We start from the raw sequence: 20,167 nt of genomic DNA, 5'->3' as shown, positions 1-20,167 counted from the left end.
AGCGAACCGATCAGGCTGACTGGATGGCGCGAGATGCTACGTTTTGATCGTAGCGTAGAGGCGGTCCATCTCGGCGTCGAACCGTTGCCAAAGAGCTTCTCCTTCAGTGCCCAGCGACTTCGAGGCTTCCCGAAAACCATTTTCCTCATGGATCGCCGCGAGTTCGTCGGCCCAGGGAAACACTGTCTCGGCCTCGAGGCGCGCCAACGTCGCGGTCAAACGCTCTCGCACTCGCGTGGCGACAGCTGGCGGCACCGCTTCGCGTGCGCGCGGAGCGTCCTCGAACATGTCTGCCTGTGCGTGTGCCATCCCCATCTTCTACGCTTTCGCTCTGCGCTGTGCAATGAAAGCGCAATGACTGTGAGAGCTTATGCCCAATAGCTGGCGCCAAATCCGGCTACCCGAGATCGTTTCGGCCATGGCCTCGCGCCCGCGCCATGAAGCGCTACGCGGCCTCATCACCGAGCTGCTTCGCGACGGGTTCGACGCGCGCTTCGCCGAACTCGAGCACGAACGCTACCTGATTGACAATCGCGGCCGTGTAGACGTCGCCTGGGGTGTCACCGTAATCGAGTTGAAGTCCGACCTGCGCAACGAGGAGCGCGACGTCCTCGCGCGGATGCCGGCCTATCTGGAGGATGCGGCGAGCCGCAGCGGGTCAGATCACGCGCCGGTCGGGCTCGCGACCGACGGCGCCGACATTCTCGCCTACACGCTCGAAGACGGCGCTTTTCTTCCGCTCGGCCGCTACAAAGTCGATCCGGAACACCCCGAGCGGCTGCTGGGCTGGCTCGAACCGCTGATTGCGCCACAGCCGGATGTCCGGCCGACGCCGATGGCGATCACGCTCGCCTTCGGCCGTCATAGCCTAGCTTTTGGGCGCGCGCGCAACCGTTTGGCGGCACTGTGGGAGGAGCTGTCTGACCACCCGGAAGTACGCCTCAAGCGCGATCTGTGGGACGGTCTCTTGCGCCAAGTTTACGGCGACGACGTAGGCAGCGACGCGCTGTTCCTCCAGCACACCTATCTGACCATACTAGTTAAGGCGATCGCCGCGCGCGTCCTCGACCTGCCCGTGGACGATGCGCCTGCCGTGCTGTCGGGCCGGTTGCTGGCAGACGAGGGCATCGTCGGCGCGGTGGAAGCGGACTTCTTCGACTGGCCGTTGCTCGCGGAGGGCGGCGCCGACCTCGTTCGCTCGCTCGCCTCGGAGACCGTCCGCTTCCGGCTTCGCGACGTCGAGATCGACGTGCTCAAGAGCCTCTACGAGAGCCTGATCGATCCCGACGAGCGCCATGATCTCGGCGAGTACTACACCCCGGACTGGCTCGCGGCGCGCGTCGTCCGGGCCGCCGTCGACGACCCGCTAGCCGAACGTGTCCTAGACCCTTCCTGCGGCTCGGGGACCTTCCTGTTCCAAGCCCTTCGGCATCTCGTCACGACCGCTCGGACCGCCGACATGGCTCCCGCCGACATCGTCGCGGCGGCAGCCGACAAGGTGTTCGGGCTCGACGTCCATCCGGTCGCGGTCACCCTAGCGCGGGTAACCTGGCTGCTCGCGCTCGGCGAGCTCCTCGAACATCGCCCGGCCTCGCTCAGCGTTCCGGTGTTCATGGGTGACGCGATGCAGTGGAACCTGCGGCCGCTCGGGCGCTCGACGGAAGTTCTGGTCGAGGTGCCCGACGGACCGCCGCTGCGTATTCCCGCCGGCGTCGCCAGCGACCAATATCTGTTCGAGGCGGCGCTCGACGAGCTAAATCGCGGGCTGCAGGCGCTCGCCGAGCCCGACCAGGTCGGGCAGGCCATCGCCCGCGCCGGAGCGGACGACGCCGACGCGGCGCTGCTGGCGGAGACGTTCGCGCAATTGAAGGATCTCTATGTCAGCGGACGCAACGGCATCTGGACCTTCGTGCTCCGTAACCTCCTGCGACCTGTCTGGCTATCGCATCCGAACAACCGAGCGAACGTTCTGATCGGGAATCCGCCGTGGATCGTCTACCGCCACCTCAGCGCGGCGATGAAGGACCGGCTGCGTGACGCGCTCGCGAGCTACAACCTTTGGGTCGGCGGCAGTCTCGCGACGCATCAGGACATGTGCGCGCTATTTTGGGCGCGCGGTGCCGAGCGCTATCTCGCCGATGACGGTCGGATCGCGATGGTGCTTCCCTATGCGCTGACCAACGCACCGGTATTCGCTGCCATTCGGAATGGAAGCCTCGCCAACGTCAGGGTAGCAGTTACCGGGGGATGGGGCCTCGAACGCGTTTGGCCGATCTTTGGTGCTCAGTCGGGCTCGAGCACGACGAGCACCTGCGTGCTGTTCGGCACGCGCGACAGTGACGCGGCCATGCCGATTGAGATCGATCGCTGGGTCGGCGTCCTTCCTCGCCGGGACGCCAGCGAGGCAGAAGCCGACGCCGTACTCGTGCATTCGCGGACAAACTGGCCCCGTGCGCGAACCCTCCTCGCCGCTTCGCCGTATCGCCAGCGCTTCCGGCAAGGTGCGACGTTGACGCCGCGTCGGTTCTTCCTGGCCGAGCCGGTCGAGGGCGGACGCCTGCGCAGCCGCAGGGATGCACCGCGCCTGCGTGGTCGGATTGGCAATCTGGATCGCGCGCCTTGGAACACCCTCGATCCCCCGGAGGGTCCGGTCGAGCGTCAATTTGTGCGAACTGTCGCTCTAGGGGAGACCGTCGCACCGTATCGGACGCTTTCCTTCGTCACCGCGGTCGTTCCACTCGGACCGAACGGCGTGCTTTCGTCAATTGAGGCCGACGCCGCCGGTCATCGGGGTCTGGCGGGATGGTTGAGGGACGCAGAAAACAAGTGGAACGAACACAGCAACAAGAACGTCGACGGCTCACCGCGAATGACGCTGGAGCAACGCAGCGACGCGATGGGCGGTCTGAGGTCGCAAGGCGAACTCGCTGGTATCCGCATTCTTTATACAAAGGCGGGCACCCGATTGAGTGCGTGCTGGATCGAGAATAACGAAGCCGTGGTCGATCACAAAGCGTATTGGGCAGCCGCGAGAAGTCTCGATGAAGCAGCCTACGTGACCGCGGTCCTGAACAGCGCTCTTGTCCTCGAGCGGGTCAAGGATCTGCAGCCCGTCGGACAACGCGATCCCCGCGACTTCGACAATCTGGTCTGGACCCTGCCGATCCCGGAATACGACGCTGAAGACAACATTCATCGCGAGCTTGCCGACGCTGCCTTACATGCAGCGGAGGTCGCGGCGCGCGTAAATTTGCCCGAGGAAGCCTATTTCACGACGAAACGCGCGTTCGTCCGGATGGCCCTGAATGAGGATGGAGTGGCCGAGACCGTCGAACGGCTCGTCGATGCGCTTTTGCCGGGCTGACTGCAATCCAAAAGCAAATCGCGAAGGGAGCTCCTCTGTCAGTCGCCGCTCTCACTGCGACGTCGGACTAGGAAATCATCGACGGAACTGCCGGGTTTCTTACCGGTGTACATCTGGGCAAGCGCTTGTGCAGGAGCGACCGATTGGGCCAGAGTTCGTAGCACGACACCATCGTCGGTTTGGCTGAGATAGACCGTTCCGCCCACGGACAGACCGGGGCGGTCGCGGACTTCGGCGGGAAGGGTCATCCGTCCATTCGGAGTGATGTCGATCCGTATTGCCATGCCGGCCTGCTAACCTCTTCGGGTCCGGCAGCCATTGCCGATCTCCGCGAAGAGCTTTTATAACGTCGAAAGGATATCCATGAAGTCGCAATTCCAGCGATCGGCAAAAAATTGTCGATCGAAACGCGCGCTACGAGTAAGTTGCTGAGTTAGCAAAGCTTTGAGCCATCTCCTTAGCCACAAGAGATAAGAATCTCAGGCTTTCTGACACGGAATCTTTTTTCCATGGCTTTTGGCAACGCGCACGGCGACTGACGCAAGATCGGTCGAATGATGCGGCACGCGCAATGGCAGCTTTTGCGAATAAACGCTGAGTTGCTTAACGTCCGATAATGGGGCGCAAAGCGGACTTGAGAACTATCGCATTTAGTTGTCAGGCCACCTTTGCACCGACCAAACGCTCGATGCTTTCGACCGTGATCAGAGTTCGTCTGCCGACTTTTTTCCTGACCAGCGTGCCATCTCGCATAAGCTTGTCGATTGTCGTCCGACCCAACCCAGTCGCCTGTTCAGTCTGAGCGACCGACGCGGTAAGGTCCCCAGGCCTGATCGGTTGCACGTCTTCCTTCTTTGGCTCGGAAGCTTCAATGCATGGAACGATGTTTTTCGTCGTAGCGCGCGCATCGCAGCCGCTAGCTTGCTCTGACGCACCGGCAGGTAAACCCACGCAATACCTATCAAGAACTTTGACGAGCGCAGCTTCGGAAAAGCTGATTCCGGTTATGAGGACTGACGGCGCGCCTCCCTGCAGAGGCGAGCCTTCTAGCCGAACCGTTCCACCGTTTAGGGCGGCTTGAATCTTATCCGATGCTACAATCCTCTCCCAATCTTGAGCCGGAATCTGAGCATCGCGCACTACCTTGGTCGGACCCCCAGCGGGTCTTATTTCTCGCACGAGAGCATAGGTTTTGATCAGACCGGCCGCGGCGAAATCGGCTAACAAATCATCAGCTTTTTCGAGATTTCTGGACTTAACGAGCTCAATGGCCTTGGCCGGAAGGACTGGTTGATGGGCTGACATGCTTTCTCTCGAGTTTGACGGGGCATGTTTGTCAGCCAATCGTGAAAATGCGGTAACCCTCTGGTTCGCTGCGGCTATGCAGGTCGATCGATCCGGCAATTGCTTGAAGTCTCATCGCGCCGAGGTCCCCGCCGATGTTCGCGGATGTCCACCCAAGTTTTTCATGTTTTTTTCATGGAAACGCTGCCCATCTCTTCTAAGTCATTGAAAAGATGGTGGGCGCGGCAAGGATTGAACTTGCGACCCCACCCGTGTGAAGGGTGTGCTCTACCACTGAGCTACGCGCCCGCTGACGGTCATAAGGGGCGAGAAGAATCACCCTTGCGTCGGCAGAGGCGCGCCTTTGCCAGAGCGTGAAGTCGTTGACAAGCACCCCGTTACCGCTAGAGGCCCGAACCGACATGACCGAAGACAACACCACTCCCGATTCCGCGCCCGAAGCCGCAACGGCCACCACCGGGCCCGACGTGCCGCCCGACCATCTGGCGATCGATCCGCGCAGCCCGCATTTCGATGGCGATGTGCTGCGTCGCGGCGTGGGCATCCGCTTCAAGGGCGCCGTGCGCACCAATATCGAGGAATATTGCATTTCCGAGGGCTGGGTCCGCGTGCAGGCGGGCAAGACCATGGACCGCAAGGGTCGCCCGCTGACGATCAAGCTGAACGGCCCGGTCGAGGCCTGGTTCGAGGATCTGGGCGAAGACGCTCCGGTCGCGAAAGCCGGCTGAACATCGGCGCTGCCGTGCAATTGAGTTGCAAGGTGGCGCGATAAACGCCACCTCTCGCATCATGCTGTCCCCCGTGCTCCCTGAAGTCGTCATTATCGGACGCCCCAATGTGGGCAAGTCGACCCTGTGGAACAGGCTCGTCGGCAAGAAGCTCGCGCTGGTCGACGACCAGCCGGGAGTGACGCGCGACCGCCGTTTCGGCGATGCGGAGCTGCTGGGCCTGAAATTCCAGATCGTCGATACCGCCGGTTGGGAGGATGACGAGGCCGAAACGCTGCCCGGACGGATGCGTAAGCAGACCGAGGCGGCGCTGGTCGGCGCAGCGCTGGCGCTGTTCGTGATCGATTCGCGCGCGGGACTGACACCGCTGGACGAGGAAATCGCCCGCTGGCTGCGCGGTCAGAGCGTGCCGGTGGTGCTGGTCGCCAACAAGGCCGAGGGCAGCGCGGGCGATGCGGGCCTGTATGAAAGCTTCGCATTGGGCTTTGGCGATCCGGTGGCGATGTCGGCCGAGCACGGCGAAGGCGTGGCCGATCTGTTCGAAGCGATATTGCCGATCCTCGACCCGCTGCAACCGAAAGAAGCATTTCCGGTTGAAGATGACGGTGAGGAAAAGCCGCTGGGCCCGTTGAAGCTGGCCATTGTGGGCCGCCCCAATGCGGGCAAGTCCACGTTGATCAACCGGCTGCTGCAGGAAGACCGGCTGCTGACGGGTCCCGAGGCTGGAATTACGCGCGATTCGATCACCATCGACTGGCACTGGACCGATCCGCGCGATGGTGAGATCCGCGACGTGAAGCTGATCGACACCGCCGGCATGCGCAAACGTGCCCGCGTGACCGACAAGCTGGAGCGCATGGCGGTGGCCGATGCGCGCCACGCGGTCGATTTCGCCGAAGTCGTGGTGCTGCTGCTGGATGCGACCCTGGGGCTGGAGCATCAGGACCTGAAAATCGCGGCCCATGCGGTCGAGGAAGGGCGCGCACTGATCGTCGCCATCAACAAATGGGACGTGGCGGCAGAGCCGTCGGCCTTGTTCAACGGCATCCGCGCCGCGCTGGACGAAGGGCTGGCGCAGGTGCGCGGCGTGCCATTGGTGGCTGTATCGGCCAAGACCGGCAAGGGTACCGACCAGTTGCTGCAGGCGGCCTTTGACATTCGCGACCAGTGGAACCGGCGTGTGCCGACGGCGGCGCTGAACCGCTGGTTTGACGATGCCCTTGCCGCCAATCCGCCACCCGCGCCCGGCGGCAAGCGGATCAAGATGCGTTATATCACGCAGGTCGGCGCCCGCCCGCCGCGCTTCGTGATTTTTGGCACGCGGCTTGACGATGTACCCGAAAGCTACCGCCGCTATCTGGTCAATGGCATCCGCCGCGAACTGGGCTTTGGCGCCGTGCCGGTGCGTCTGATGCTGCGCAGCGCAAAGAACCCTTACGCCAACAAGGACTAGGCAGGCTTGCGCGCGGCAAAAACGATGTGGCCCGCCAGCCTCAGCTTCAGATAGTTGCGCTCCTTCGCGGTCCAGCCCTTCACGCGCGCGGCCATGTCGATCATCGGATAGGGCAGTTTCAACCCGGACAGCCTTCGATTGGTGATCTGACGCATGATCATGCCCAACCCTTCGGCTCCAGGGCGGATTTCCAGAAGTTCAAAGCCATTATCGATCAGCAGGCAATGCACGCCCCAAGGGGTGAAATTGAAGATGGAGAACGAGTGGTAGGGTTCCAGATAAGACAGCGATCCGACAAAACAGCCGCCGGGTTTCAGCACGCGCAGAACTTCGGCCGCGACTTTGTCGGGGTGGCGGATATGTTCGAAAACCTGTCTGGAATAGACCGTGTCGAAGCTGGAGTCGGCAAAGGGTAGCGCCACGCCGTCATAGGTTACGAAGCGGGCATCGCTGCGTGTCCGGCTGTCCACCTCTGGCGAGGTTTCAATGTCGACGCCGGTATAATCCAGACCCGGCGCAATCGTGGGCAGGACATCCAATGCGCGGCCGTCACCGCAACTAAGGTCCAGAAGCCGCGGGGTCGGGGCGGCAAAGCGGCGCAGCATATCTTCGGGAGAGGAAATGCGCGCGTGGTCTTCGGGAATGGCAGGCGCCAGCAGGGCGTATTCGGGGCCGTTGATAGCCGCGAGCTAAGGCCCCGTAACGCAATAGCGGTCGAGTTCGGGCCCGTTGAGATGGACGCGCAGGGACTCGCTGTTTTCGGACCATTGCGCGGTGGGATCGGAGCGCAATGCGCAGATTGCCGCCAATGCCTCGGCATTTTCGATCAGCTCGCCATAGGCTGGCAGGCCGATGACCGACACGTTCTGGCCCTGATAACGTCCGTCCACGCGGCCCACGAATTCCTGTTCGGGGCCGGAAATGACCAGCGTGCCGGTTTCGGGGTCTGTTTCGACGATCGTGGGGGCATCGGCGGCGATCGCCAGCCAGATCGCGGCCAGCACTGTAATCGCCAGCAGCACCATGGCGAGGATCATCGCACCCTTGAACCGGCTTTGCCGCTGCTTTCTCAGCGGCTCGCCGATCGATGTCACATTGCCCCCGTTGCGGTCACAAGAACCTCTTATGCCTCGCCGTCGCCAGCGGGCTGGCTTTGCAGCTGGACATAGTTCTGCAGGCCCATGCGTTCGATCATGTCGAACTGCGTTTCGAGGAAATCGACATGCTCCTCCTCGCTCTCAAGGATGCGTTCGAAAATCTCGCGGCTGACATAGTCGCGCACTTTTTCGCAATATTCGATGGCGTCGCGCAGCAGCGGGATCGCCTCCATTTCCAGCGCGAGATCTGCCTTCAGGATTTCCTCGACCGTTTCGCCCACTTTCAGCTTGTGGATCGCCTGGAAATTGGGAAGCCCGTCAAGGAACAGCACGCGTTCGGCCAGAACGTCAGCGTGCTTCATCTCGTCGATCGATTCGTGGCGTTCGTAATCGGCCAGCTTGCGCATGCCCCAATGGTGCAGCGTGCGATAATGCAGCCAGTACTGGTTGATCGCCGTCAGCTCGTTGGTGAGCGCCTTGTTCAGGTACTCGACGACTTTGGGATCGCTTTTCATGGCCGTATTCCTTGCATTCGATGGCATTGCATGGCCGGTCGGACCGGCCGCGTCACGCCTCTAATCGCGCAAGGCGGGGCGGGCATGCAAGCATAAACGCCTGTTGCGAGACGTTCGAATTAGCAGGATTTCCGCGGGTTTTGGATAGGGTGGGGAAGGATTACGCCGCGCAGACGCGCTCTTCCATACAGATATCGGCAGCCTCGTCCAGGCACTGGCGGCACTGCGGCTCGACACCCATGCAGCGATAGACCGCTTCCGCATCGCCCGAACAGCTGCGTGCGGCAGCCCGTAGATCGCCTTCACGAACGGCATTGCAGATGCAGATGATCATCGTGGAATAGGACCCTCTCGCTGTTCTCGAATCCCTTACTAATGCGAGTGGATATCAAAAGCAAGACCTCTGCGAGTGAATTGCAACAGCACGTCCGGAATCGACATTTCCATGCCCGCGCGGCCCCCTTGTGACTCACTTTTTACATCGGAACTTGGGGAATATTGCCATCGGTTAACCCAAAATTAGGTTTGAACGGCAAGATTGGCGTTCGACCGCAATGTTCAGGGGGATTCTTGGTGCGCGTTCTCGCATTGGCTTCACAGAAGGGTGGCTCTGGCAAGACCACACTGTCCGGCCATCTGGCCGTTCAGGCCCAGCGCGCCGGCGCCGGTCCGGTCGTGCTTATCGACATCGATCCCCAGGGATCGCTGGCAGACTGGTGGAACGAGCGCGAGGATGAATTCCCCGCATTCGCCCAGACCGCCGTGGCCCGCCTTGCAAACGATCTGGCGACGCTGCGCCAACAGGGGTTCAAGCTGGCTGTTATCGACACGCCGCCCGCGATCACCATGGCGATCCAGTCGGTGATCTCGGTCGCGGAACTGGTCGTCGTTCCGACCCGTCCCAGCCCGCATGACCTGCGCGCCGTGGGCGCCACGGTCGATATTTGCGCCCGTGCGAACAAGCCGCTGGTGTTCGTCGTGAACTCTGCCCTGTCAAAGGCGCGGATCACCTCGGAAGCCGCCGCCGCATTGGCGCAATACGGTACGGTCGCGCCGGTGGTGCTGCATCACCGCACCGATTTCGCCGCTTCGATGATCGATGGCCGCACCGTGATGGAAATCGATCCGCACGGCCGTTCGGCGCAGGAGATGGAACAACTCTGGGCCTTCCTTGCCGAGCGTCTGGAAAAGAATTTCCGCCGCAATGTGTTCGCCGGCCAGCAGGGCGCTGCCCCGGCGATCGGGACGCCGCGCACGGGTGGCGGTTTCGGTCGCCGCGCGGCCGGTTCGTGATCGGGGGGCGATGATGAACGGAGTGACCATGGACGCCATGCCCGCAGGTTTGCTGGCCAAGAAAGGCGCGGCGAAACCCGCCATGCGCCGCCAGTCGCAGGTTCAGCAGGCCGGTTTCGGCAGCGGCAATATGGCCGGGCTTTCGGGCTGGCTGACGGGTGCCGAGGACGATTGCGGCTGGAACGACATGGGCGACACGCCTGCCAACGCGCCCGGCCAGAGCCATGGCGTCATCGGGCTGACGCCTGTTAGCGACAAGGCCGATTCGCTCTATCTCCATTCCAACGGAGACGATTGGGACGAAGCCGAGGGTTATGACGAGGACCAGCGCGCAGAACCGGGCTGGACGCCCGCGCCGGTCGCCGCGCCCAATCCTGTCGGCGCGATGCAGAACCGCCTGCGCGAGGCGGCGGCGCCTGCGCCGAAACCCGCCTTTGCAAATGGCGCAACGGCCAGCTTTGAACAGCCTGCCTTCACGCGGCCCGAACCGGTGGCGGAAGAAATCGAATCGCCCGTCGGACTGCTGGGCCATGTGCGCGCCATGTTCGTGCATCTGTTCGCCATGATCTTCGGTCGCGGCCCCGTTCTGGTGGTGCATCCCGATCATGCCATGCGCGAAAAGATCGCCAATGCTGCCGCCCGCGAAGGATGCAGCGATGTGGAGATCGCCGAGCGTGCGATCCTGCGCTATGTCGACACCACGCCCAAAAGCGGTTTCACGTCGTCGCACGTGATGGGCAATGCCTGACCGCCAGCGATAGGTAAGGACTTTATCATGAAGACCCGTATCCGCCGCAACGCCCTGATCATCGCGCTGGCTGGCGCGACTGCCATGGCGCTCCCCATGGGTGCCGTCGCGCGCGACAATGCCGAAAAGGCAGAGGCCGCGCTGGCCAAGGAAAACGCCGACAAGGCCGTGTCCTATGCCGAGCGCGCCGTGGTAGAGAGCCCGCGCGACCCCGAAATGCGCGTGCTGCTGGGGCAGGCCTATCTCAAGGCCGGTCGCATGGTGTCGGCCCGCGATTCGCTGGCGGCAGCGGTGGAACTCGGCGATGCCTCGCCGCGCACCGCGCTGATGCTGGCGCTGGCGCAAGCGGGTTCGGGCGAGAACCGGCTGGCTGTCGGCACCATCAATATGCAGGGCAGCGCCATTCCCGCGGCCGATCGCGGTCTGGCGCTGGCGCTGGCGGGTGAAACCGCACGCGGCGTGGAGATTATCTCTGCCGATATCCGCGCGGGCAATAACACGCCCAAGTCGCGGCAGAATCTGGCCTATGCCTTCGCTCTCGACGGGCGCTGGCGCGAGGCGCGCGCCATGGCGGCACAGGATGTGCCCGCAGGGGAGCTGGGCGACCGCATGACCGAATGGGCCAGCACAGCCCGTCCCGACCTTTATGCCCAGCGCGTCGCCGCGCTGATGGGGGCAGAGGCCGTGGCCGATACCGGCATGCCGCAGCATCTGGCGCTGTCGAATTCGGCGCCCGCGATGCCGCAGGCGGCTCCGGCCCCGCAAATGGCGGCTGCGCCCGCTCCGGCGGCAAAGCCGGTGATGGTCGCCGCGGCCGAACCGGTCGATGCCGAATTGCCGCCCGTAAAGGCAGATCCCAAGCCTGCCGTTCCGGCCCAGCCGTCGACGGTTTCGCTGGCAGTGGTGCAGCCCGCACCGGTCGAAGCGCCCAAGCCCGCTCCCGCAGCGGTCCCTTCGTCGCGCAATGCGCCGAAGCCGGTAGTGGTCGCCTCGCTGCCCGCAAGTTCGGCAGCGACATCCGAAGCCGCGCCAAAAGCGGCGCCCGTGGCCAATTCCGCGCCGGAACCGGTTCGTGTGGCGGCTGCGCCCGCTCTGCAGGCCAAGCCCGCGGCCCAGCCGAAACCCGCTCCCAAGGCGGCTCCGAAACCCGCACCCAAGCCGCAGCTTCCAACGCCCGCCGCCAGCGGCACGCATATTGCGCAGCTTGGCTCTTACGCCAGTGTCGAGCAGGCCAATGCCGGATGGAAAGTGTTCCAGTCGCGCTATGCCAATCTGCGCGGTGCAGAGCCGGTGATCACCAAGGCGACTGTCGACGGCAAGGATTACTGGCGCGTGGCCGCAGGCGGTTTCGACCGTCAGGGCGCGAATGCCATGTGCTCGGCCGTGAAGGCGAGGGGCAATGGCTGTATCCCGATCGCGCAGGCGAATGGCAGCAACAGCACGAACAAGGCGCGTCTGGCCAAGATCGACTAAGGATTGAGGACTTCCTCGAGAGAAAGGGCGCGGCCGGAAAGGCAGCGCCCTTTTTTCATGCGCTTTTGGGTTCGACCACGCGCATCAGCCCTTCCTGTGCGGTCGACGCGATCAGCTGACCGTCGCGGGTAAAGAACATGCCGCGCCCGAAACCCCGCGCATTCCCCGACCACGGCGAATCCATCGCATAGAGCACCCAGTCGTCCATCCGCGCGTCGGAATGGAACCAGACCGCATGATCGAGGCTGGCACCGCGAAACCCGCCGCGCCACCATGCCCGCCCGTGCACCGTCATCGGCGCGGACAGCAGGCCGTAATCGGACAAATAGGCCAGCACCAGCCGGTGCATTGCCATATCGTCTGGCAGGGGCGATTTGATCCGGAACCAGAAATAGGCATGGTCGCGGTCGTGCAATGTCCCTTCTGCCGTGATGGGCGGCATGCGGATTTCATAGGCGCGGTTGCGGCGAAAGGCGATCATCTCCTTGATCGGGCGCGCCAGCCGCGCCATCACCTCTTCCTCGGTCTCAAGCTCTTCGGGCATGCGCACGTCGGGCATCGGCATCTGGTGCGACAGCCCGTCCTCGTGCCGGTGGAACGATGCCGTCAGGTTCAGGATCGGCACGCCGTTCTGCGCCGCGATCACGCGGCGATTGGAAAAGCTGCCGCCGTCGAAATCGCGTTCGACCGAAAATTCGATGCGATAATCCTCGTCCCCGCCGCGCAGGAAATAGGCGTGGAGCGAATGGGGGCGGCGCGCGGGATCGACCGTGCTTTGCGCGGCGGCCATGGCCTGCGCGACCACCTGTCCGCCAAAGATGCGACCGACGCCCCCCGGCTTGCGATGGCCGAGGAAATGGTTGTCGGTCTGCTTGTCCAATGTCAGCAGGCGAACGATGGCGGCGGTCTTTTCCGCCTCGCTCATCGTATCGGGCATGGGATTGTCGTCGTCTTCCATAGATTGCGCATGGCCCCGCATGATGTTTCCGTCAATCGCCCGTGCAAAGAAGAACCCCCGCCCGGACCGCGCCGGACGGGGGCTCCCTTGCCTTGCGGCGCGATCAGGCCGCCAGTGCCGCCAGCAGCAGCAGGGCGACGATATTGGTGATCTTGATCATCGGGTTCACGGCGGGCCCCGCCGTGTCCTTGTATGGATCGCCCACGGTGTCGCCGGTCACCGCGGCCTTGTGGGCCTCGCTCCCCTTGCCGCCGTGATTGCCGTCTTCGATATATTTCTTGGCATTGTCCCACGCGCCGCCGCCGCTCGTCATCGACAGCGCGACGAACAGGCCGCCCACGATCACGCCCAGCAGCAGCGCGCCCAGCGCGGCAAAGCCGTTCTGCGCGCCTGCGACCAGCGTGATCACGAAATAGACCGCAACCGGCGCCAGCACCGGCAGCAGCGAGGGCACGATCATCTCCTTGATCGCGGCCTTGGTCACCAGATCGACCGTTCTGGCATAATCGGGCTTTGACGTTCCCGCCATGATGCCGGGGTCTGCCGCGAACTGGTCGCGCACATCCTTGACCACATCGCCCGCCGCGCGGCCCACGGCGGTCATCCCCATCGCGCCGAACAGATAGGGCAGCAACGCGCCCAGCAGCAGGCCGACGATGACATAGGGGTTTTCAAGGCTGAAATCGACGTCGAGGTTCGGGAAGAAATGGGCAAGGTCGGTCGTATAGGCCGCGAACAGCACCAGCGCGGCAAGCCCCGCCGATCCGATGGCATAGCCCTTGGTCACGGCCTTGGTGGTGTTGCCCACCGCGTCCAGCGCGTCGGTCTTGGCCCGCACATCATCGTCCAGCCCCGCCATCTCGGCGATGCCGCCCGCATTGTCGGTTACGGGGCCATAGGCATCCAGCGCCACGACCATCCCCGCCAGTGCCAGCATCGCGGTCGCGCCATAGGCAATGCCGATCAGGCCCGCGAGCTGATAGGCGATGATGATGCCCGCCACGATCACGATGGTGGGCAGCGCGGTGGATTCAAGGCTGATGGCCAGCCCCTGGATGACATTGGTTCCGTGTCCCGTTTCCGATGCCTTGGCGATGCTTTTCACAGGGCGATAATTGGTGCCGGTGTAATACTCGGTGATCCATATGATCAGCCCCGTGATCACAAGGCCCAGCATCGAACACCAGAACAGGTCCCATCCGGTAAAGCCCGCGACCTGCGCCGACAGGCCTTCTTCGGCGATATTGCCGTCCTCGACCACCAGCATGGCTTCGCTGATGGTCTGACCGCCGATGACATTGTTCATGTCGCCCAGAGCCATTTGCATCACAAACCAGATGGCGGGGATCGACAGCACTGCGGTGACAAGAAAACCCTTGTACATGGCGCCCATGATATTGGTCCCGCCTCCCAGCCGCACGAAATAGGTGCCGACGATGGAAGTCAGGATACAGGCCCCGCCGATCAGCAGGGGCAGCACCATCAGATTGCCCAGCAAGGCACCCGCCGTATCGGCCAGCAACAATGCCGTCAGCACCATGGTCGCACCGACAGTGACGACATAGGTTTCGAACAGATCGGCCGCCATGCCCGCGCAATCGCCGACATTGTCGCCGACATTATCGGCGATAACCGCGGGATTGCGCGGGTCGTCTTCGGGGATGCCCGCCTCGACCTTGCCGACAAGATCGGCGCCGACATCGGCTGCCTTGGTGAAAATGCCCCCGCCCAGTCGCGCGAAGATCGAAATCAGCGACGCGCCGAAGGCCAGCGCGACCAGCGCGTCGACGACGGTGCGGTCTTCTGTGCCCACACCGAAACCGGCAATGGCGGTCAGATAGTAGTAGAATACCGCAATCGCCAGCAGGGCAAGGCCCGCGACCAGCATGCCGGTGATCGCTCCCGCGCGAAACGCCAGTGTCAGCCCGTTCTGCAGCCCCTTTTGCGCGGCAGCGGCGGTTCGCACGTTCGACCGGACCGAGATGTTCATCCCGATAAAGCCCGCTACGCCCGACAGGACCGCGCCGATGACGAAGCCTGTCGCGCTGACCGGCCCGAGGAACACGCCGACGATCACCGCAACCACCACGCCGACAATCGCGATGGTGGTATATTGTCGCTTCAGATAGGCCTGCGCCCCTTCCTGCACGGCGGCGGCGATTTCCTGCATGCGCGCGGACCCTGCGTCCGCGCCCAGGACCTGTCTGCTGGTGACGAATCCATAGATGACGGCCAAAAGGCCGAGTGCAATCGCGATCGTGACAAGGTTCACTTCGCATCCCCTCCTATGTTTATCGCGCCCTTTTGCGGGCGTCGTGGCGGGGAAAGCTACACGCTAAACGATCTTGCGCAAGCGCACATTCATCATTCGCCGTGCCGGTAACCCAGCGACAGCCCCGCAGGCGGAGGTGATCCGTCGAGCAAAAGACTATGCGCGCCGCGCGGCAGGATCGTGCCGATGCGGGTGGCACCGACCGGATCGTCGGCCACGGGGCAGTGCGCGTCCCGGGGCAGGGTGAACAGCAGTTCGTAATCGTCGCCCCATGCCATCGCCTCGCGCTTGCGGCGGGCAAGGGCGGGGTGGACGGGGACAAGGCGGGTTTCGATGGCGATGGTCACGCCGCTGGCATCGGCCATGCGCTGCGCATCGAGCAGCAGACCGTCGGACACATCCATCATCGCGCAGACCGCTGCGGCCAGCGCCTGCCCCGCGGCCAATCGCGGCACAGGGCGGCGAAAGGGGGCAGTCAGCGCATCGTCGCTGCTGCCCGCGCGCAAAGCCTCGAACCCCGCGAGCGCCGCACCGCACCGGCCGGTAAGCCACAGGGATTGGCCAGCCTGCGCATCGGCGCGCGACGGCGGCGGATCGCGTATGGGGCGGCCAAGTGCGGTCAGCCCGATCACCTTGGGCGCATCGGGCGCAGGGGGCGATACCGTATCGCCGCCCAGCAGCAGCGCATCGAATGCGGCCAGCGCATCGCCCAGACCGGCCAGAAAACGGCTGTTCCAATGCGCATCGCCCAGCATGAAGCTGAGCAGCAGGCCCGCCGGACGGCAGCATTTGGCGGCAAGGTCGGACAGGTTCGCAGCGACGAGTTTCCACGCCACATCCGCAGGGTCCTGCCCTGCCAGCCAGTGAACCCCTTCGACCATGGTGTCATGGGTGGCGACCATGGGGCCGGTGCCATCCAGCACCGCCGCATCGTCGATCAGCCCGCGCGCCGCCGGATCATGCGCCAGTTCGCGCAGGGCGGCGATGAACGCTTCCTCGCCGGATATGTCGGAACCGCTCAGGCCCGCACGTCCTTGCCGATGGCGTCGAGCAGGCCGTTCACGAATTTCGCTTCGCGCGCTTCGAAAAAGGCATGGGCGACATCGACATATTCGGTGATCGCCGCCGCCTTGGGCACATCGGGCCGCGCCAGAAGTTCATAGGTGCCGCAGCGCAGGATCTGCACCATGGTCTTGTCCAGCCGGCCCAGCGACCAGCCCTCGGCCAGTTTCCCCGCAATGAGTCCGTCAATCTCCTCACGCCGCGCATCGACGCCTTTTACGATATCGTCGAAGAACGCGACCTCGGCATCGGCATATTGCTCGTCCTCGATCTCCTTTCCCAGACGGTGCTGGTGGAATTCGTCGAGCAGGCGGGCAAGCGGCGTTGCTTCCATATCGATCTGATACAGCGCCTGCACCGCGGCAAGGCGGGCGGCAGAGCGGGATTGCGATTTGGCATTCATTTCTTGGTCCAGTCCGGTCCCAGATAGTCGCGCTTGCCGATGGGAACGCCGATCTGGCGCAAAATGTCATAGGCGGTTGTCGCGTGAAAATAGAAATTGGGGATGGAGAACGACAGCAGGAATTCCTGCCCCGTAAAGGGCACCACCAGCCGGTCGCCGATGCGGAATTCCATATCGGCCGCGCCAATGGCGTCCATCTCCTCCACGGTCAACGCGGCAAGCTGTTCGCGGGCCTCGGCCAACATTGCGCGAAGCCCTGCGAAATCCTTGGGCGGCTCGCTCAGATCGGGCGAAAAAACGCCTGCGCGAATGCCGTCGATGCTTTTCACCGAATGCACCACGGTCGATTTCACCTGATAGGCAAAATCCAGCATATCCTCGGCCAGCCGTGCGGCGCAGATATCGGCTTCGGTCTTGCCGTTCGCCTCGCACCATGCCTCGGCTTTGCCGATGAGATGGTCCATATTGGCCAGCATGCGCACGAAGGCGGGAATAGTGGCGGCGTGTAGCGACAGGCTCATTTCTTAGCTCCTTCCAGACGCAGGGCGACCGATCGGGCATGCGCGGGCAGTCCCTCTGCCTCGGCCAGTGCGACGGCGGCGGGGCCGATGGCGGCCAGCGCGCCTTCATCCAGTTCGATAAAGCTGGTGCGTTTCATGAAATCGAGCACGGACAGCCCGCTGGCGAAACGCGCGCGACGGCCCGTGGGCAGCACGTGGTTGGGGCCTGCGACATAATCGCCCACTGCTTCGGGTGCGTGGCGGCCGATGAACACACTGCCTGCATGGCGGATCGATTCCAGCATGGGTTCGGGGTTCGCCACTGCCAACTCGACATGTTCTGCCGCCAGCGCATTGGCAAGCGCGGGCGCTTCGTCGAGCGAGGCGACCTCGATAATAACGCCATGGTCGCGCCAGCTCGCTTCGGCCACGCGGCGGGTGGCCAGCTGCGCCAGTTCCACGCCGACGGCATCGGCCACGCGGTCGGCAAAATCATTGTCGTCGGTGATCAGGATCGATTGCGCCATCGGATCGTGTTCAGCCTGGCTCAACAGATCGGCAGCGATGTGGCGCGCGCGATTATCCTTGTCCGCGATGACAAGGATTTCGCTGGGCCCTGCGACCATGTCGATGCCGACCGTGCCGTAAAGCTGGCGCTTCGCCTCTGCCACCCATGCATTGCCGGGGCCGGTGACGACATCGACGGGGGCGATGCGTTTCGTGCCGTGGGCCAGCGCGGCGATCGCCTGTGCGCCGCCGATGCGCCAGATCTCGTCCACGCTGGCCAGATGCGCGGCGGCCAGCACAAGATCGTTGACCTGTCCGCCGGGCGTCGGCGTTGCGATCACCAGCCGTTCGACACCGGCGACCTTGGCGGGGATCGCATTCATCAGCAAGGATGAGGGATAGGCCGCGCGCCCGCCGGGGACATACAAGCCTGCCGCATCCACCGGCCGCCAGATCGCGCCCAGCCGGACACCCTGATCGTCGCGGTAATCGCGGCGCGCGGGCAATTGTTCGCGGTGATAGGCAGCGATGCGGGTCGCCGCGGTTTCCAGCGCGCCGCGCAGTCCGGGCGCCAGCGCGTGAAAAGCGGCTTCGCAAGCCTCTTTCGAAATGCGCCAGTCGTCATCGCTGGCGGGGGTCCACCGGTCAAATCGGGTCGTGTAATCGGCCAGCGCCGCATCGCCATCGGCTTTCACGCGGTCGATGATATTGGCGACATCGCGGCTGACATCGTCATCCGCTTCGCGCCGGTCGGCGACGATGCGCGCAAAGGCCTTGGCGAAATCGGGATCGCTGGATTTCAGACGCTTCATTTACGCGGCTTCCAGCGGCTGTGCGGCCAGTGCGCGGAATTTCTCGATCAGCGGGCCCAGACGCGCGCTATCGGTTTTTAGCGCCGCACGATTGACGATCAGTCGTGCCGAAACCGGCAGCAGCTCGGCGGTTTCGACCAGCCCGTTTTCGCGCAGTGTGGTGCCTGTGGAGACCAGATCGACGATCCGGTTGGCAAGGCCCAGCATCGGCGCCAGCTCCATCGCCCCGTTCAGCTTGACGCATTCTGCCTGAATGCCGCGCGCTTCGAACCAGCGGCGGGTCAGGTTCGGGTATTTCGTCGCGACGCGCAAATGGCTGGCATTGCGCAATTCGGTCGGGGCCGCATCCCTGGGTTCCGCGATGGACAGGCGGCAATGACCGATCGACAGATCGACCGGCGCGTAAAGATCGGGATAGTCGAATTCCTCGATCACGTCGGAGCCCACGATCCCCGCCTGCGCCGCGCCATGGGCGACAAAGGTGGCGACATCGAATGCGCGCACGCGGATCAGCCGCATCGACGGGTCTTCGCAGGCGAAGGACAGCGACCGGTTCTTCTTGTCGTGAAACCCCGCCTCGGGCACGATTCCGGCACGCGCCATCAAAGGGAGCGCTTCGTCGAGGATACGGCCCTTGGGCACGGCGAAAGTCAGCGGCTGGGTCATGATGGCCGCCCTCTACGCAATGCGGCGGAAATGCGCAATCGAATGGGTATGTCGCGAACGGGCGTTACGGATAGCTGACGGTTTTCGGCACATCGGGCAGGGGGATGAACTCTTCCTCGTCGCCCGGCACCTTGGGGAACCTGCCCGCGCGCCAGTCGTCCTTGGCCTGATTGATCCGATCGCGCGACGACGACACGAAGTTCCACCAGACGTGGCGGCGGGTCATCGCCTCTCCGCCCATCAGCACGACACGCGCGCCGCTGCCCGATCGCAGGACCATGGCGCGGCCCGGGCGCAAGACGGCCAGCGTGAAAAGGGCCAGCGGTTCGCCATCGACTTCCGCCTCACCCTCGACCAGCAGCAGGGCACGTTCGTCGGCATCGGCATCGATCGGCATCGCGCCGCCCGCGCCAAGGATGATGTCGGCATTGACCGTGGCGGCGTGGCAGGTGGTGGGCGCTGTCACGCCCCACAGGCTGCCCATGATCACGCGGGCCTTGGCGCATGTATCCTCGACCACCGGCAGATCGCCTGCAGCCACGCTTTCGAAGGCAGGGGCGGTTTCCTCCAGCGCTTCGGGCAGGGCCAGCCATGTCTGCGTGCCATAGATTTTGCCGCCCGCATCGCGCTCTGATTGGGGGGATCGTTCGGAATGCACGATGCCGCTGCCCGCCGTCATCAGATTGACCGCGCCGGGGCGGATCGTGGCGAAACTGCCCAGCGAATCGCGGTGATCGATGGCGCCCTGCATCAGATAGGTCACGGTCGACAGACCGATATGCGGATGCGGACGTACATCCATGCCCTTGCCGATGTCATATTGCGCCGGGCCGAACTGGTCGATGAACACGAACGGCCCGACCATGCGGCATTTCGGCTGCGGCACGGCCTGGCGCACGTCGAACGCGCCCAGATCGTGGCCGACCGGATCGACTTGCAGGGCGATGGCGGTTTCGGGTGACAATTCGCTCATGACTCGGCCTGCTCCTGATCGGTCTGCCGGATAAGGCG

21 protein-coding genes and 1 tRNA gene are annotated in these 20,167 nt (G+C 63.8%); 6 read left to right on the top strand and 16 right to left on the bottom strand.

Translation table 11 applies throughout. From position 1 onward, the window contains the following. Positions 1-36: 36 nt before the first annotated feature. The gene (locus LOZ77_RS10520) at positions 37-309 is read right to left on the bottom strand and encodes a hypothetical protein (RefSeq protein ID WP_230279120.1); all 273 of its coding nucleotides are present in this window, start codon (positions 307-309) and stop codon (positions 37-39) included. 61 nt (positions 310-370) lie between these two features. On the opposite strand from LOZ77_RS10520, the gene LOZ77_RS10515 reads away from it, so the two are divergent. Further along, a complete protein-coding gene (locus LOZ77_RS10515; RefSeq protein ID WP_230279119.1) occupies positions 371-3,364 on the top strand; it encodes an N-6 DNA methylase in 2,994 nt (997 codons plus the stop codon). Positions 3,365-3,402: 38 nt separating this feature from the next. Here LOZ77_RS10515 and LOZ77_RS10510 read toward each other — a convergent pair whose 3' ends face one another. The 3 genes from LOZ77_RS10510 to LOZ77_RS10500 form a co-directional block, all read right to left on the bottom strand. After that, the gene (locus LOZ77_RS10510) at positions 3,403-3,648 is read right to left on the bottom strand and encodes an AbrB/MazE/SpoVT family DNA-binding domain-containing protein (protein ID WP_230279118.1); all 246 of its coding nucleotides are present in this window, start codon (positions 3,646-3,648) and stop codon (positions 3,403-3,405) included. Between the two features lie 373 nt (positions 3,649-4,021). Next, the gene (locus LOZ77_RS10505) at positions 4,022-4,669 is read right to left on the bottom strand and encodes a hypothetical protein (protein WP_230279117.1); all 648 of its coding nucleotides are present in this window, start codon (positions 4,667-4,669) and stop codon (positions 4,022-4,024) included. Positions 4,670-4,882: 213 nt separating this feature from the next. Next, positions 4,883-4,957: transfer RNA gene (locus LOZ77_RS10500), tRNA-Val, on the bottom strand. A gap of 113 nt (positions 4,958-5,070) precedes the next feature. Here LOZ77_RS10500 and LOZ77_RS10495 point away from each other — a divergent pair. Continuing rightward, positions 5,071-5,397, top strand: a complete 327-nt coding sequence (locus tag LOZ77_RS10495; RefSeq protein ID WP_230279116.1) for a DUF3297 family protein — start codon at positions 5,071-5,073, stop codon at positions 5,395-5,397. A gap of 61 nt (positions 5,398-5,458) precedes the next feature. After that, a complete protein-coding gene (gene der / locus LOZ77_RS10490; RefSeq protein ID WP_230279115.1) occupies positions 5,459-6,850 on the top strand; it encodes a ribosome biogenesis GTPase Der in 1,392 nt (463 codons plus the stop codon). On the opposite strand, the gene LOZ77_RS10485 is transcribed toward der, so the two are convergent. The 4 genes from LOZ77_RS10485 to LOZ77_RS10470 all read right to left on the bottom strand — a co-directional run bounded on the left by LOZ77_RS10485 (position 6,847) and on the right by LOZ77_RS10470 (position 8,796). Then, positions 6,847-7,455 (bottom strand): class I SAM-dependent methyltransferase, encoded by a 609-nt coding sequence (locus LOZ77_RS10485; protein WP_230279114.1) that lies wholly within the window; start codon positions 7,453-7,455, stop codon positions 6,847-6,849. The two genes, der and LOZ77_RS10485, sit on opposite strands and share 4 nt — an antisense overlap. Before the next feature lie 84 nt (positions 7,456-7,539). Further along, the gene (locus LOZ77_RS10480; protein WP_230279113.1) at positions 7,540-7,944 is read right to left on the bottom strand and encodes a hypothetical protein; all 405 of its coding nucleotides are present in this window, start codon (positions 7,942-7,944) and stop codon (positions 7,540-7,542) included. Between the two features lie 29 nt (positions 7,945-7,973). Next, positions 7,974-8,462, bottom strand: a complete 489-nt coding sequence (bfr, locus tag LOZ77_RS10475) for a bacterioferritin (RefSeq protein ID WP_230279112.1) — start codon at positions 8,460-8,462, stop codon at positions 7,974-7,976. A 160-nt stretch (positions 8,463-8,622) separates the two neighbouring features. After that, positions 8,623-8,796, bottom strand: coding sequence for a bacterioferritin-associated ferredoxin (locus LOZ77_RS10470; RefSeq protein ID WP_230279111.1), 174 nt, complete (start codon positions 8,794-8,796; stop codon positions 8,623-8,625). A 239-nt stretch (positions 8,797-9,035) separates the two neighbouring features. Between LOZ77_RS10470 and LOZ77_RS10465 the strand changes: the two genes are divergently transcribed. From LOZ77_RS10465 to LOZ77_RS10455, 3 genes are read left to right on the top strand one after another with little or no spacing between them, the layout of a single operon-like run. Further along, positions 9,036-9,755: a ParA family protein gene (locus LOZ77_RS10465; RefSeq protein ID WP_230281847.1), complete on the top strand. Its 720-nt coding sequence runs from the start codon at positions 9,036-9,038 to the stop codon at positions 9,753-9,755. 28 nt (positions 9,756-9,783) lie between these two features. Continuing rightward, positions 9,784-10,503 (top strand): hypothetical protein, encoded by a 720-nt coding sequence (locus tag LOZ77_RS10460; protein ID WP_230279110.1) that lies wholly within the window; start codon positions 9,784-9,786, stop codon positions 10,501-10,503. A 27-nt stretch (positions 10,504-10,530) separates the two neighbouring features. Then, the gene (locus LOZ77_RS10455; protein ID WP_230279109.1) at positions 10,531-11,976 is read left to right on the top strand and encodes an SPOR domain-containing protein; all 1,446 of its coding nucleotides are present in this window, start codon (positions 10,531-10,533) and stop codon (positions 11,974-11,976) included. Between the two features lie 55 nt (positions 11,977-12,031). On the opposite strand, the gene LOZ77_RS10450 is transcribed toward LOZ77_RS10455, so the two are convergent. From LOZ77_RS10450 to LOZ77_RS10415, 8 genes are all read right to left on the bottom strand, one after another. Further along, a complete protein-coding gene (locus LOZ77_RS10450; RefSeq protein ID WP_230279108.1) occupies positions 12,032-12,934 on the bottom strand; it encodes an acyl-CoA thioesterase II in 903 nt (300 codons plus the stop codon). Positions 12,935-13,037: 103 nt separating this feature from the next. Continuing rightward, positions 13,038-15,206 (bottom strand): sodium-translocating pyrophosphatase, encoded by a 2,169-nt coding sequence (locus LOZ77_RS10445; protein ID WP_230279107.1) that lies wholly within the window; start codon positions 15,204-15,206, stop codon positions 13,038-13,040. 92 nt (positions 15,207-15,298) lie between these two features. Further along, positions 15,299-16,213 (bottom strand): thiamine-phosphate kinase, encoded by a 915-nt coding sequence (gene thiL / locus LOZ77_RS10440; RefSeq protein WP_230281846.1) that lies wholly within the window; start codon positions 16,211-16,213, stop codon positions 15,299-15,301. Positions 16,214-16,224: 11 nt separating this feature from the next. Next, complete coding sequence (nusB, locus tag LOZ77_RS10435; protein WP_230279106.1) at positions 16,225-16,671, bottom strand: transcription antitermination factor NusB; 447 nt, start codon at positions 16,669-16,671, stop codon at positions 16,225-16,227. Continuing rightward, positions 16,668-17,192, bottom strand: coding sequence for a DUF1993 family protein (locus tag LOZ77_RS10430; RefSeq protein WP_230279105.1), 525 nt, complete (start codon positions 17,190-17,192; stop codon positions 16,668-16,670). Before LOZ77_RS10430 ends, nusB begins: the two co-directional genes overlap by 4 nt. Further along, the gene (gene hisD / locus LOZ77_RS10425) at positions 17,189-18,490 is read right to left on the bottom strand and encodes a histidinol dehydrogenase (protein WP_230279104.1); all 1,302 of its coding nucleotides are present in this window, start codon (positions 18,488-18,490) and stop codon (positions 17,189-17,191) included. Before hisD ends, LOZ77_RS10430 begins: the two co-directional genes overlap by 4 nt. Further along, positions 18,491-19,156 (bottom strand): ATP phosphoribosyltransferase, encoded by a 666-nt coding sequence (hisG, locus tag LOZ77_RS10420; RefSeq protein ID WP_230279103.1) that lies wholly within the window; start codon positions 19,154-19,156, stop codon positions 18,491-18,493. A 64-nt stretch (positions 19,157-19,220) separates the two neighbouring features. Then, complete coding sequence (locus tag LOZ77_RS10415) at positions 19,221-20,129, bottom strand: pirin family protein (protein WP_230279102.1); 909 nt, start codon at positions 20,127-20,129, stop codon at positions 19,221-19,223. Positions 20,130-20,167 lie beyond the last annotated feature (38 nt).

The sequence above is a fragment of the Croceicoccus sp. Ery15 genome, from assembly GCF_020985305.1.
In the GTDB taxonomy this organism is placed as follows: domain Bacteria; phylum Pseudomonadota; class Alphaproteobacteria; order Sphingomonadales; family Sphingomonadaceae; genus Croceicoccus.
Note: the sequence above shows the minus strand (reverse complement) of the source record. Positions and strands in the feature narration are given on the sequence as shown.